The sequence below is a fragment of the Streptococcus respiraculi genome (assembly GCF_003595525.1).
GTDB lineage: Bacteria > Bacillota > Bacilli > Lactobacillales > Streptococcaceae > Streptococcus > Streptococcus respiraculi.
This window is the reverse complement of the sequence record NZ_CP022680.1, coordinates 1235735-1248804: the sequence shown is the minus strand read 5'-3', so window position 1 is coordinate 1248804 and position 13070 is coordinate 1235735. Positions and strand designations below refer to the sequence as shown.

The following is a 13070-nucleotide window of genomic DNA, read 5'->3' as shown; positions in this document are numbered from 1 at the left end:
ATTGTTCCATCACAAGCTGACAATTGCTTTAATCAATACCAATCTCTGCTCTCACCACATCAGCAATCGTATCGACATAGTAGTCCACTTCTGCATCGGTCGGCGCTTCTGCCATAACCCGTAAGAGGGGTTCTGTGCCACTTGGACGGACAAGAATCCGACCGTTACCAGCCATTTCATGCTCCATTTTTTCAATGATAGCTGCAATCGCTTCAACTTCCATCGCCTGATCTTTCATGCTATTTTCAACACGAATATTGACTAATTTTTGTGGATAAATGGTTACTTCACTAGCCAATTCAGACAGGGTTTTCCCAGTTTCTTTCATGATTTTGGTCAACTGAACAGCAGTCAACTGGCCATCGCCTGTCGTATTATAGTCCATAAGGATAACGTGACCAGATTGCTCACCGCCGACATTGTAGCCTGACTTGCGCATTTCTTCGACCACATAGCGGTCACCGACAGCTGTTACAGCTTTCGCAATCCTTTCTCGGTCCAAAGCCTTATGGAAACCGAGATTAGACATCACTGTTGTAACAATGGTATTTTGAGCCAGTAAACCATGGTCGGCTAGATATTTTCCAATGATGTACATAATACGGTCACCGTCCACCAAGTCACCCTTTTCGTCAACCGCAATCAGGCGATCGCTATCCCCATCAAAGGCAAGTCCAATCTGGCTTCCTGTTTCCCGAACCAATTCCTGCAAGGCTTCGGGGTGGGTCGATCCCACACCTTCATTGATATTTAAACCGTCTGGTTTTTCTGCCATAACAGCTAATTGAGCACTCAAATCTGCAAAGACCTGACGAGCAGAGGTACTGGCTGCACCATTTGCTGTATCAAGAGCTACCTTCATTCCCTCTAAATCAAATCCAGTAGAAACAAGAAATTCCTGGTATTTTCTAAGACCTTCTGGATAATCGACCACATCTCCTAGTCCTTGAGCAGACGGACGAGGTAGAGTATCTTCTTCCGCATCAAGGAGCGCTTCAATTTCTGCTTCTAATGCATCATCTAACTTAAAGCCGTCACCTGCAAAGAATTTTATGCCGTTATCTTGGGCGGGATTATGACTCGCTGAAATCATGACTCCTGCACTTGCTTTTTCAGTCCGCACCAAATAAGCCACACCTGGAGTTGCAATGACACCTAGCTTGTAGACATGAATCCCAGCAGACAAAAGACCGGCTACTAGGGCTGCTTCCAACATTTGTCCTGAGATACGCGTATCACGGCCAACGAACACCCTCGGTGTTTCGGTTTCATGTTGACTCAATACATAGCCACCAAACCGTCCTAGTTTAAAGGCCAATTCTGGTGTCAACTCAACATTTGCTTCTCCACGAACACCATCTGTTCCAAAATATTTTCCCATTGTTTCCTAACTCTCTTTCTTATTTTGTTTTTGTAATAGTAGCCTGTAAAGTCGCACCATCCTGCGATAAGACAACTGGTAGGACATTTCCTTGATTATCCACAGCTTGTAAGGTGGCTGTCCCACTATAGTTAGTGTCTAGATTACTAGCATCTGGCACAACCGCTTCGACATGGTCGATATGAGACATGGTATCCTCATCCGTTGTGACTTTCACCGATGACACATTAACCGTTACCTTTCCTAGACTGTAACCTTCGGCTAATTGATTATTGGTAATGACACCTTGAACACTGTAGCTCTTGCTCACTTTTTTCCCAATTTTAACTGTTACAGTGTTGGGAGCCAGTTTTGCCTTAACTCCTGTCGGTAAATTAGAGGCTACTAGTTCAATAGCATGCGTTCCACTGGCCAATCCATTCAAATCTGTTACCACTGAAAAGGTACGTGTCGATTCATCTGATTCACGTTGTAAAATGACACGATTTGAGGCTGTTAGTGAAACTGTCACCGTTGGTGAAAAACCTGAGATGAAATAATTCTCATTGTCGTATTTCATTTCAATTGGTACATTGGTAATCGTATGAGTATAGGTTTCTGATTCGGTGACCTTCTTGGTTGTATTGGCAGTTGTAATTGAATTTTTATAATTGGTCGTTGTTGCATAAAAGAAGAGCACTAGCGCAATCAAAACAGAAAGAAACAAATGTCCAACTTTTTTTAATTTATCGTGCATTATTTTTACCTCCTAAGCGTTCTAACCAACTTCTCTTTTTCACGTCATCAGGGGTAAAGATTGTCCGTAGCTCGCTTTCAAACTCGTCTAAACTAAGACCATGCTTGAACAGTCCATTATAGGCGACTGAGATGCTACCTGTCTCTTCTGAGACAATAAAGACAAAGGCATCCGAAACTTCTGCTAGACCGATTGCTGCCCGGTGTCTAGTCCCAAATTCTTTTGAAATCCCAGCACTCTCTGTCAGTGGTAAATAGGCACACGAAACAGCAATCTTATTTTCTTTTATAATCACAGCACCGTCATGAAGTGGGGTATTGGGAATGAAAATATTGATGAGTAATTCACTAGAAATATCTGCATCAAGAGGGATACCTGTTGCACAATATTCACGTAAGGTTTGGGTGCGCTCGACTGCAACTAAGGCTCCAATTTTCCGAGGAGCCATATAGGCTACTGACTTGATAAAAGCTTGAATAAGGGTTTCTTCTGAACTTAATTCTACTCTTGTAAACAGTTGGGTCGTCCGACCAAGTTTTTCCAAGCTCGTCCGAATCTCCGGTGCAAAAATCACCACACCTGCAATGACCCCATAGGTAATAACCTGATTCATCAACCAGGAAATGGTTTGAAGTCCTAGCAAGGTTGCCAAAATTTGGAAGAATAAAAAGAGAAAAACCCCGCGAACTAAGGTCATAATCTTAGTGCCTGCTAAGGCCTTACTAAAACGGTAAATGAGATAACTGACCAGTGTTATATCGACTAGGTGCATCAAAGCAGTCCAGGGACTAGCTGACAAACTAGACCAGTAATTGACATCAAATAATTGACTATAATTGAGCATCCACTTCACATACTTTCTATTTCTTGCTGTTCCTATTATACCATACTTGGACAAATTTTTTCATAAAACGGCCTTGTTGTTGGCTCAAAATAGCCTCTTTCTAGCCAAAATTAATTTTCCGAGTGGATTGATTTTCCTTCCTAGAAAAAGCGTCCATTTTATGATAGAATAAGCCTATGATGAAACTAAATACAGCTTTAGGGCTTCTTGCAGGAAAAACATCTCAAGCAATCCTTAGTAAATTAGGACGTGGGACTACTCTGCCAGGAAAAATTGCCCTTCAATTTGATAAACACATTTTAGATAGCCTTGCAAAAGACTATGAAATCGTCGTCATTACAGGGACCAATGGCAAAACCTTGACGACTGCCTTGACGGTCGGGATTTTGGAAGAGGCCTTTGGAGCAGTCACGACCAATACCAGTGGGGCCAATATGTTGACTGGGATTACCGCCACGTTCTTATCTGCTAAGAAAAATAAGAATGGGAAGAAAATTGCGGTACTTGAAATCGACGAAGCAAGCCTTGCCAAAGTAACCGAGTTTATTCAGCCAAGTTTGATTGTCTTTACCAATATCTTCCGCGATCAGATGGATCGCTACGGCGAGATTTATACAACCTACCAGATGATTGTTGACGGTGCTGCAAAAGCGCCTAAAGCAACTGTCCTTGCCAATGGTGACAGTCCGCTCTTTCATTCAACCAAGTTAATCAATCCAATAAAATACTACGGATTTGCGACAGACGAACACGAGCCACAACTCGCTCATTACAATACCGAGGGAATCCTTTGCCCGCATTGCCACCAGATTTTGCAATACAAGATGAACACCTATGCCAATCTAGGGAGCTACATTTGCCTGTCTTGCGGCTTTGCTCGTCCTGACTTGGACTACAAGCTCACCGACTTAAAAGAAATTACTCATGTTTCTTCAACCTTTGTCATTGACGAGCAGGAATACAAAATCAACATCGGTGGGCTATACAACATCTACAACGCCCTTGCTGCGGTCAGCGTAGCTGAATTTCTAGGTGTATCACCTGAAATCATCAAGACTGGATTTGACAAGAGCAAGGCCGTCTTTGGTCGTCAAGAAACCTTCAATTTAGGCGATAAGGACTGCACTCTGGTCTTGATTAAAAATCCAGTCGGTGCAACACAAGCACTTGAAATGATTCAACTAGCGCCTTACGAATTTAACCTCGCTGTTCTTCTCAATGCCAACTATGCAGACGGGATTGATACTAGCTGGATTTGGGATGCCGATTTTGAACGAATCAGCCTGATGCCGATTCCGCATGTATTTGCGGGTGGGGCACGTGCTTCTGAAATCGCACGTAGGTTACGGGTAGCTGGGGCAAATCCTCAAGACATGAGTCAGGACCAATCTATCGAAAAAATCTTGGACTTGATTGAAAAAGGCACGACCAAGCACACCTATATCCTTGCCACTTACACTGCTATGCTGGAACTTCGCGACATTCTCGCGCAGCGCCAAATCGTTGGAAGGGAGATGAAATAATATGGTCTATACATCACTTTCAAGTCCTGCTAAGGACTATGCCTATAAGCTCCATATTGCGCATCTCTATGGGGACTTGATGAACACTTATGGCGATAATGGTAACATCCTCATGCTCAAATACGTGGCTGAAAAGCTCGGAGCAGGCGTCCAAGTGGATATCGTATCGCTTGAGGATTCATTTGACAAGGATTTCTATGATATTGCCTTTTTCGGGGGTGGGCAGGACTTTGAACAGTCCATTCTTGCAAAAGACTTGCCGACAAAAAAAGAAGCTCTCTCAGCCTTTATTGAAAATGATGGTGTTATGCTTGCTATCTGCGGTGGCTTCCAATTACTGGGCCAGTACTATATCGAAGCGGGCGGCCGCAAGATTGAGGGGCTAGGCATTCTCGGACACTATACGCTCAATCAGATCAACAACCGCTTTATCGGTGATATTAAGATTCATAACGAAGAATTTAACGAGACCTACTATGGCTTTGAAAACCACCAGGGACGGACGTTCTTGGCGAACAATCAAAAACCGCTGGGCAAGACCATTTACGGACACGGCAACAATAACGAGGACGGCGGTGAGGGCATGCACTACAAAAATACCTTTGCTAGCTACTTCCACGGCCCAATCCTCTCGCGCAATGCCAATCTTGCCTACCGCCTTGTTACAACTGCACTGCGCAACAAATACGGGCAGAATACTGTTCTGCCTGCCTACGAAGAGGTTCTCGCCCTCGAAAGACCAGAAGAATATGGCGATGTAAAAAGCAAGGCCCGTTTTGAAGAAGAATAGGAGAAGGTTATGAAAACGAAACTGCACTATATTGTTGTGCTACTCTTGATTTTACTAATTGCAGGATTATCTCTTGCTAATATGGAAACTGTCAAGGTGAGTTACTTATTTGGCTATTTCAAACTACCTCTGATTATTCTCATTTTGGTTTCTGTCTTACTCGGAGCGATTGTTGCAAGCCTGATCGGTATGAGCAAACATTTCTCACTCAAAGGCGAACTCAAACAAGCCAAGAAAGAATTGGAAGGCCAAAAACAACGACTTGAAGAAAAAGTCGCACAGGTCCAGCTGGAGTTAGACCAGCAAAAACAGCTATTAGCTAATCAAACTACACAAGAAGAGCCAACAATCGAATAAGAACATCATCAAATCCCCCTATCGTTCATGATAGAGGGATTGTTTTAATTTCTACTCCACTACACCCTATAAAAATCAAAATCTGATTAACTTCCACAATTGAGAATTGTGAGAGGTTGGAGATAGGGCTAGTAAAACTGACCTGCGCGACACCGTAGGCGTAACGGGGATTAGATGTTAGCTGAGGATTATGTCATAATCCTTATTTCCAACCTTCAACAGTCCACAGGACTGATATTAGCTGAGGATTATACAATAATCCTTATTTCCAACCTTCAACAGTCCACAGGACTGATATTAGCTGAGGATTATGACATAATCCTTATTTCCAACCTTCAACAGTCCACAGGACTGATATTAGCTGAGGATTATGACATAATCCTTATTTCCAACCTTCAACAGTCCACAGGACTGATGGTAGCTGGGGATTATGTCATAATCCTTATTTCCAACCTTCAACAGTCCACAGGACTGATATTAGCCGAGGATTATGTCATAATCCTTATTTCCAACCTTCAACAGTCCACAGGACTGTTGAAGCAAGGCGAGTTAACGACATCAGAGTTTGATTTTGGACGAGTATTATTTTTTCACCATGGTTTTGCGAATATCAAGTGCTACTGCTACGACAATCACAATACCTTGGATAACGTTTGTCATGTCTGGGGTGACTCCCAGGTAAGTCAGACAAACTTTAAGCAGTTCAAAGACGAACACCCCAAGGAGAATACCTGGAACAGTTCCTTGACCTCCCGCAGTTGAAACACCACCAATGGTTGCTGAGGCAATGGCATCTAGTTCATACCCCATACCAGCCCCTGCTCCTGCCGAACCCGTTTTGGCAGATAGTAGGAAGCCTGCTAAGCCATACAAGAGACCGGCTAAGAGGAAAATCTTGATTTTGGACATGCCTACATTGACACCTGATACTTCTGCCGCATGTTCATTACCACCGATGGCATACATGTATTTTCCGTATCGTGTTTTATTGTATAAGACCCACATCGCAAGCCCAATGATGGCAGCGACAATCGTCACATATGGAAGAAAACCAAACAATTTCCCTTGGCCAAAGGCGACAAATTCATCTTTAAAGGTTCCAATCGGCTTACTTTGAGAATAAATCAAGACAAAACCATAGGTCATGATTTGCGTACCGAGTGTTGCTAAAAAGGGAGGTACATTCAAAAAGGATACAATGGCACCATTTATCAAGCCCAAAAGAGCTCCGACAAGCAAGGCTGCTAGCAAAGGAACAACAAGCGGTAAGTCTGGTAAATTGGGGAAAAACTTGCCAGCAAAATCTGGCTGCTGTACCAAGGTTGCGGTAATAATGGCTGTCAAGCCAACAATCCGCCCAGCGGATAAGTCGGTTCCTCGAATAATCAAACAGCCTGATACACCGAGCGCAATAATAAAGCGCACAGAGGTGTTGGCCATGATATTGGCTGCATTTCCTACTGTAAAGAAATTATCCTGGGTCATTCCAGTATATAAAATCATCACAGCAACAACAATATACATGGAGTTTTTCGTTAAAAAATCTCCTAGATTAAATGATTTGGCTGATGTTTGCCTCTCTACTTTAAACACTTTCTGTTCCTCCTTCGTGGGATCCCATAAATTTTGTGGCCAAGGTCATCACAGACTCTTGCGTAGCTGTATCTCGGTCTAAAAATCCTGCAACTCGCCCCTCACACATGACCATGATTCTATCTGAAACGCCCAGTAATTCAGACATTTCTGAGGTAATCATGATAATGGATTTGCCTTCTGCTGCTAAGTCATTGATAATCTGATAAATTTCATATTTAGCGCCTACGTCAATCCCACGCGTTGGTTCATCTAAAATCAAAATATCTGGATGGTTGGCAAGCCATCTTGCTAAAATCACCTTCTGCTGGTTCCCGCCAGACAGACTCTCAATCCTTGTTTTATTATCAGGGGTCTTGACCCGTAGACGATTCACATTCCCTTCTACTACGTGGTTGATTTTTTTCTCATCGAGTAAACCCATCCGACTGACATATTGTTTCAAGGCTGCGACGGATGCATTATCTGTAATGGATAAGACCCCAAAAATTCCATTGTAGCGCCGGTCTTCCGTCACAAGAGCAATCCGATTTTTAATGGCATCAGCTGGACGTTTAATGCTCACCTCTTGTCCTTTGATGAAAATCTTTCCTTCTTGTAGCACTCTCATACCATATAAGGCTTCCATCAACTCCGTTCGCTGAGCGCCAACCAAGCCACCAATACCTAACACTTCTCCTTTACGTAACCTAAAACTAGCATTTTTAAAGGAAAGAGGATTTGGCGATGTTAGGTTGCGTAACTCCAGCACCACTTCTTCCGAAATGCGGTTAGTCTTCTCTGGAAATAGACTAGTCAGTTCCCGACCAACCATGGCCTGGATAATCTTTGCGGTGGTCATTTCTTTGGCTGGCCAGGTTCCTACATACTGACCATCCCGCATGACGGTAATATCATCAGAGATACGCAAAATCTCATCCATTTTATGGGAAATATAGATAATCCCTATGTTTTTTGCTTTTAACTTTTCAATAATGTCAAATAATTTTTCCACTTCTGAGCTTGTGAGGGAAGAAGTTGGCTCATCCATAATCACCACTTTTGCATGGTGGGAAATAGCCTTTGCAATCTCAACAGACTGCATTTGAGACACGGTTAAATCATTGAGCAGGGTTGTAGGCTCAATAGAAAGACCGACTTCCTCCAACAAACTCTTGGTTTCTTCATTCATCTTGGCATGATTGACTAGGTTCAATGCCCCTAAAGGATAATTCCCCAAAAAGACATTTTCTGCAATCGTCATCATCCGAATGGGTTGTAATTCTTGATGAATCATCGAAATTCCTGCATTAATCGACTCTTTTGAATCCTTAAAATCAACCTCTTGCCCATTAAAGATAATGGAGCCCGCGTCCCGATGATAAATACCAAACAAGCACTTCATCAGAGTAGACTTGCCCGCACCATTTTCACCCATTAGAGCATGAACGGTCCCCGGTCTCAAGCGGAAGGTCACATTATCTAAGGCCTTTACCCCAGGAAAGGTTTTGGTGATATGCTTCATCTCCAAAATGTAATCACTCATTTTCCATTCGACCTACTTTCTTTTTAGCATCAAAAAATCTGTCCCACAATCCTTTCACCGTGGTGCCTTAGTCCGTGGGACAGAAGAAATCATTTTCCAAATTGGTTATCTATTATATTTTGCCTTATTTGTCACGTTTTGCGTAACGTTCTTTGGCTTCTTTTGTTGTTTCTGTTTTTGGTTTCGCTTCTTTTAGCTGAGAATCTTCTTTCTTAGTGACTTTCACATAGTCCACCCAGTAGTAAGACTCAACATCTTTACCATTCATTAAATCAACTGCAACATTGGCTGCTGTGTGAGATTGGTTAAAGTGGTCGTTCAATACTGTACCTGTCAATTCTCCCTTGGCAAGTAACTCCATCGCGTCTGGAATCGCATCGACGCCGACGACAAGGATATCTTTTCCGACGGTCCGTTTTGCGGCCTTAATAGCTGTAACTGCACCAACTGCCATACCGTCATTATTAGCAAATACGACTTCTAATTTATTGCCAAATTGCTCTAGTGCGGAAGCTGTTACTTCTTGACCTTTGGCTGTATCCCAGTTAGCAAGATATGGCTCAGCGAGCGCTTTGCGCTTAATGCCTGCATCATCAAGGGCTTTTACAGAATAGGCTGTCCGTTGTTGAGCATCGACATTGGCTGGATCTCCAAAGAGGGTAATATAATTGACCACACCATCACCATTCAAGTCTCCTTTAGAAGCTGTCGCTGCAATGATTTCTCCTTGAAAGGTACCAGATTGTGTCGCATCTGCTCCTACATAGGTGGTCTTTCCTGGCCAGATTTCAAGTTCAGAGACTTCTGGCTCACGGTTAATTAAGACAACAGGAATATTAGCGGATTTAGCAGAGTTAATAATGCTACCAGCTGCTGTTGGGTCAACGAGATTGGCTAAGATAACATCTTTACCTTGAGCGATAAAGTTATTGATTTGTTCTGTCTGGGTCGCTTGGTCTTGCTTGCCGTCTTGAATATCAAGGACATATTTATCGCCTGTTTTCTTACTCAACTCGCCAAAATAGTGTTCCAATTCTTCACGATACAAAGTCATGAAATTATCGTCAAACTTATAGATTGCAACACCGACATTATAGGTCTTGCCAGAGCTTGATCCGCCTCCACTCTTGTTCGCACCACAGGCAACTAATAGCACTGCCACAAAGGCAATCGCTACATATTTCAATAGTTTTTTCATCCTAAATGTTTCCTTTCTATAGGATATTAGACAACCTTTATTTTTCTGAAAGCGATTTCTTTATATATCAATAGTATATTTTCAATTTTATTTTGTCAACATATTTTTACTAAATTTTTATTATTTTTTACTTATTTTTACTAAAAAAGAGCACCCCCGCTACTAGCAGAGATGCTTCTTAAACAATCTATATCAGACTATTATCAAGGAAATCTTAGAGATTTAGCTGCTCAGAAAGCTCTTCCCACTCCTGCATCAGCTCCTCTTGCTGGTGCGACAACTGGTCAAGTTCTTTTTGGAGATCGGTCAATTCACCCACGTCATTGGTCTCAAGCATGGCTGCTTGAAGCTGAGCAGAGCGAGTTTCTAGCTGGTCAATCTCGCTTTCGATTTGCTCAATACGGCGAGCGATTTTTCGTTGCTCTTTTTGGTTTTCTTTCTGCGCTTGGTAGTCAATCGCACCACTAGAACTGGCTATGCTGACTGCTTCTGCTTGCTCTTTCGAACTTACTGAGTGCTTCTCTTTTTTCTCCAAATAATAATCATAATCACCCAGGTAGAGGGTGCTTCCTGTCTCGGACAATTCGAGGACCTTGGTCGCCACCCGATTGATAAAATAGCGGTCGTGGCTAACAAAAAGTAGGGTGCCGTCATACTGAATCAAAGCATTTTCCAAGACTTCCTTGCTATCAATGTCCAAGTGATTGGTCGGCTCGTCCAGAATCAGAAAATTATTGTTTTCCATAGACAATTTTGCAAGGAGAACCCGCGCTTTTTCCCCACCCGAGAGCATGGCAATCGATTTTTTGACATCATCACCTGAGAAAAGAAAGGCTCCTAGACGATTACGAATCTCCACTTCAGGAGTCGTTGGAAAGGCAGACCATAGCTCTTCTAACACCGAATTAGACGGGGTCAAGGCAGATTGGGTCTGGTCATAGTAGCCTACCTCAACATTGGCACCGAATTTTGCTTCCCCCTTGATAAAGGGAATGTGACCAATGATTGATTTTAAGAGGGTTGTTTTTCCGATACCGTTAGGCCCTACAATGGCAATCGCATCGAGTTTTCGCTGGTCAATGTGTATCGGCTCAGAGAGAATCTGGCCATCATAGCCCACCGCTGCTTGCTCAACTGTCAAAACAATGTTTCCAGATGTCTTGTCTGAATGAAAGGCCATGTTAGCAGATTTTTGACCTTGGGTCGGCTTATCCAAACGCTCCATTTTCTCCAGTTGCTTGCGCCTTGCTTGAGCCCGCTTGGTGGTGGACGCTCGAACGATATTCTTCTGGACAAAGTCTTCTAGTTTGGCAATTTCTTTTTGCTGCTTCTCATAATTTTGCCACTCAGTCAGCAACTTCTGCTCTTTTAACTCTACAAAGCTCGAATAGTTCCCCACATAACGGTCCAGAGAAGTCGCTGTCAAATCGAGCGTAATGGTCGCCACCTTATCCAAGAAATAACGGTCATGGCTGACAATAATCAGCGCACCCTTGTAATGCACCAAGTAGTTTTCCAGCCAGGCGATCGTTTCAATATCCAAGTGATTGGTCGGCTCGTCAAGGACTAGCAGTTCTGGCTTTTCAAGTAGCATTTTCGCCAAAGCTAGACGGGTATTTTGTCCACCTGAGAGAGCCGAAATCTTCATCTGCCACATGGACTCGTCAAACTTGAAGCCGTTTAAAATAGCCCGAATATCTGCTTCGTAGGTAAAACCGCCTGCGAGACGAAATTCTTCTGAGAGACTGTCATAGGTCTGGATCAACTGGTCAAGGGCTTGCCCTGTCAATTCACCCATTTGTAATTCCATGTCCCGCAGGCGCTTTTCAGTCTGACGCAGTCCAGCAAACACCTGCAACATTTCATCATAAACTGTATTTTCTGATTCAAAACGGCTATTTTGCGCCAAATAAGACAGGGACAAATCTTTCTTGCGGTTGATTTCGCCACTGGTCGGTGCTTCTTCACCCACTAAAATTTTTAGCAAGGTTGACTTACCAGCACCATTTTTCCCGACAAGGGCAATCCGATCCCGCTCGTCCACCTGCAAATTGATATTTTCAAAGAGCACCTCCCCAGCAAAGGAGCGCTCAATCTTATTTCCTTGTAATATAATCATAATCTTATTGTATCACATCTTCTGTCTTATCCTTGATTAAGACAAGCGTTCTTCTAGCTGGAAGTCAATTGGTAACCAAGCTAAGAGCACCTCTAACTGCTTGTCCCAGTAGTACCACTCGTGCTTGCCAGGTGCTGTCTGATAGTCCACCTCATAGCCCAGTTTCTTAAAAGCTTGTGCTGCAAAGTTGTTGGCAGGATAGAGAAAATCCTGCTCACCACACCAGATATACATCCGCGTTTTTTTGTCGGCTGTTTTGGCAAGATTAATGAGAGAATGCGAATTTTCTGGACTTTCCCAGTCTTCAATCTCTCCAAAAGTCCCTGTCCAATAGGCAGGGCTGCCCAGACTTTCCTTTCTCGGATCAAAATCCTTGAAACTCAGCGCCCCTGATAAGCTAGCGACATGAGAAAAACGATTGGTTTCTAAGGCTAAGCGCATAGCACCGTAGCCACCCATAGACAGCCCTGCAATAAAGGTTTTTTCCCGCTTATCTGTCATATTAGGAAAGAAGCGTTTCAACACATCTGGCAATTCGACAGCAATCGCATCAAAATACGGATATCCGTACTGGGTATTGACATACCAGCCATTGTGGGTATCTGGCATCACGACGATAAGATTGGTCTTACGCACCAGGCGTTCCAAGGCGGACAATCGCAACCAAGTCGTATCACGCCCACCCATTCCGTGTAACAAATACAAGACAGGAATATCCGTATCATCAGGATTGTCCACCCGCCCCTTGTCTGGGTACAAGACCTGCACCGACAAGTCCAAGTCCATCACTGGGGAATAGTAGGTAATACTCATTAGGGCCATCGTTTTTCTCCTTTTCAATAGAAAAAGGTGCTGCCCTGTTCAAGCAGCTGCCACCTTTCTCTCTTTATTCTTGTATGCTATTTATAGTCTATCAGCCAGTCCATCATTCTTGTTTCCGATCTTCAACATTCCTACTGGACTGTCGAAGCAAGAAGCGTTTACAATATCATCAATAGAAACGG

The 13070-nt window shown here is 43.2% G+C and carries 10 protein-coding genes and 1 pseudogene; 3 read left to right on the top strand and 8 right to left on the bottom strand.

Annotation, left to right across the window (positions count from 1 at the left end):
* Window positions 1–28: 28 nt before the first annotated feature.
* The 3 genes from glmM to cdaA are packed head-to-tail and all read right to left on the bottom strand — an operon-like array spanning window position 29 to window position 2961.
* Entirely contained in the window at window positions 29–1381 is a 1353-nt protein-coding gene (gene glmM, locus CHF41_RS06155; protein ID WP_119876456.1) for a phosphoglucosamine mutase, read from the bottom strand.
* Window positions 1382–1400: 19 nt separating this feature from the next.
* Window positions 1401–2117 carry a CdaR family protein gene (locus CHF41_RS06150; protein ID WP_119876455.1) on the bottom strand — a complete coding sequence of 239 codons (717 nt, stop codon included), beginning with the start codon at window positions 2115–2117 and terminating at the stop codon, window positions 1401–1403.
* On the bottom strand, window positions 2107–2961 hold the full coding sequence (cdaA, locus tag CHF41_RS06145) for a diadenylate cyclase CdaA (protein WP_119876454.1): 855 nt from the start codon (window positions 2959–2961) through the stop codon (window positions 2107–2109). The genes CHF41_RS06150 and cdaA overlap by 11 nt, the downstream gene beginning before the upstream one ends.
* 179 nt (window positions 2962–3140) lie before the next feature.
* Between cdaA and murT the strand changes: the two genes are divergently transcribed.
* The 3 genes and pseudogenes from murT to CHF41_RS06130 form a co-directional block, all read left to right on the top strand.
* On the top strand, window positions 3141–4484 hold the full coding sequence (gene murT / locus CHF41_RS06140; RefSeq protein ID WP_119877152.1) for a lipid II isoglutaminyl synthase subunit MurT: 1344 nt from the start codon (window positions 3141–3143) through the stop codon (window positions 4482–4484).
* Between the two features lies 1 nt (window position 4485).
* On the top strand, window positions 4486–5274 hold the full coding sequence (gatD, locus tag CHF41_RS06135; RefSeq protein WP_119876453.1) for a lipid II isoglutaminyl synthase subunit GatD: 789 nt from the start codon (window positions 4486–4488) through the stop codon (window positions 5272–5274).
* Between the two features lie 9 nt (window positions 5275–5283).
* Window positions 5284–5532: pseudogene (locus tag CHF41_RS06130) on the top strand (LapA family protein); the annotation flags it as partial.
* A gap of 681 nt (window positions 5533–6213) precedes the next feature.
* Here CHF41_RS06130 and CHF41_RS06125 read toward each other — a convergent pair.
* The 5 genes from CHF41_RS06125 to CHF41_RS06105 all read right to left on the bottom strand — a co-directional run bounded on the left by CHF41_RS06125 (window position 6214) and on the right by CHF41_RS06105 (window position 12888).
* Window positions 6214–7224 (bottom strand): ABC transporter permease subunit, encoded by a 1011-nt coding sequence (locus CHF41_RS06125; protein ID WP_240622940.1) that lies wholly within the window; start codon window positions 7222–7224, stop codon window positions 6214–6216.
* The gene (locus CHF41_RS06120; protein WP_119876451.1) at window positions 7217–8749 is read right to left on the bottom strand and encodes a sugar ABC transporter ATP-binding protein; all 1533 of its coding nucleotides are present in this window, start codon (window positions 8747–8749) and stop codon (window positions 7217–7219) included. Before CHF41_RS06120 ends, CHF41_RS06125 begins: the two co-directional genes overlap by 8 nt.
* 124 nt (window positions 8750–8873) lie before the next feature.
* Entirely contained in the window at window positions 8874–9947 is a 1074-nt protein-coding gene (locus CHF41_RS06115) for a galactose ABC transporter substrate-binding protein (protein WP_119876450.1), read from the bottom strand.
* 214 nt (window positions 9948–10161) lie between these two features.
* On the bottom strand, window positions 10162–12066 hold the full coding sequence (locus tag CHF41_RS06110; protein WP_119876449.1) for an ABC-F family ATP-binding cassette domain-containing protein: 1905 nt from the start codon (window positions 12064–12066) through the stop codon (window positions 10162–10164).
* 36 nt (window positions 12067–12102) lie between these two features.
* Complete coding sequence (locus CHF41_RS06105) at window positions 12103–12888, bottom strand: alpha/beta hydrolase (protein ID WP_119876448.1); 786 nt, start codon at window positions 12886–12888, stop codon at window positions 12103–12105.
* Window positions 12889–13070 lie beyond the last annotated feature (182 nt).

Excerpts from the sequence above, each read along its gene's own strand:
- cdaA (WP_119876454.1), bottom strand. The coding sequence starts at position 2,961 with ATGCTCAATTATAGTCAATTATTTGATGTCAATTACTGGTCTAGTTTG.
- glmM (WP_119876456.1), bottom strand. The coding sequence starts at position 1,381 with ATGGGAAAATATTTTGGAACAGATGGTGTTCGTGGAGAAGCAAATGTT.
- gatD (WP_119876453.1), top strand. The coding sequence starts at position 4,486 with ATGGTCTATACATCACTTTCAAGTCCTGCTAAGGACTATGCCTATAAG.
- murT (WP_119877152.1), top strand. The coding sequence starts at position 3,141 with ATGAAACTAAATACAGCTTTAGGGCTTCTTGCAGGAAAAACATCTCAA.
- CHF41_RS06150 (WP_119876455.1), bottom strand. The coding sequence starts at position 2,117 with ATGCACGATAAATTAAAAAAAGTTGGACATTTGTTTCTTTCTGTTTTG.
- CHF41_RS06105 (WP_119876448.1), bottom strand. The coding sequence starts at position 12,888 with ATGGCCCTAATGAGTATTACCTACTATTCCCCAGTGATGGACTTGGAC.
- CHF41_RS06120 (WP_119876451.1), bottom strand. The coding sequence starts at position 8,749 with ATGAGTGATTACATTTTGGAGATGAAGCATATCACCAAAACCTTTCCT.
- CHF41_RS06115 (WP_119876450.1), bottom strand. The coding sequence starts at position 9,947 with ATGAAAAAACTATTGAAATATGTAGCGATTGCCTTTGTGGCAGTGCTA.
- CHF41_RS06110 (WP_119876449.1), bottom strand. The coding sequence starts at position 12,066 with ATGATTATATTACAAGGAAATAAGATTGAGCGCTCCTTTGCTGGGGAG.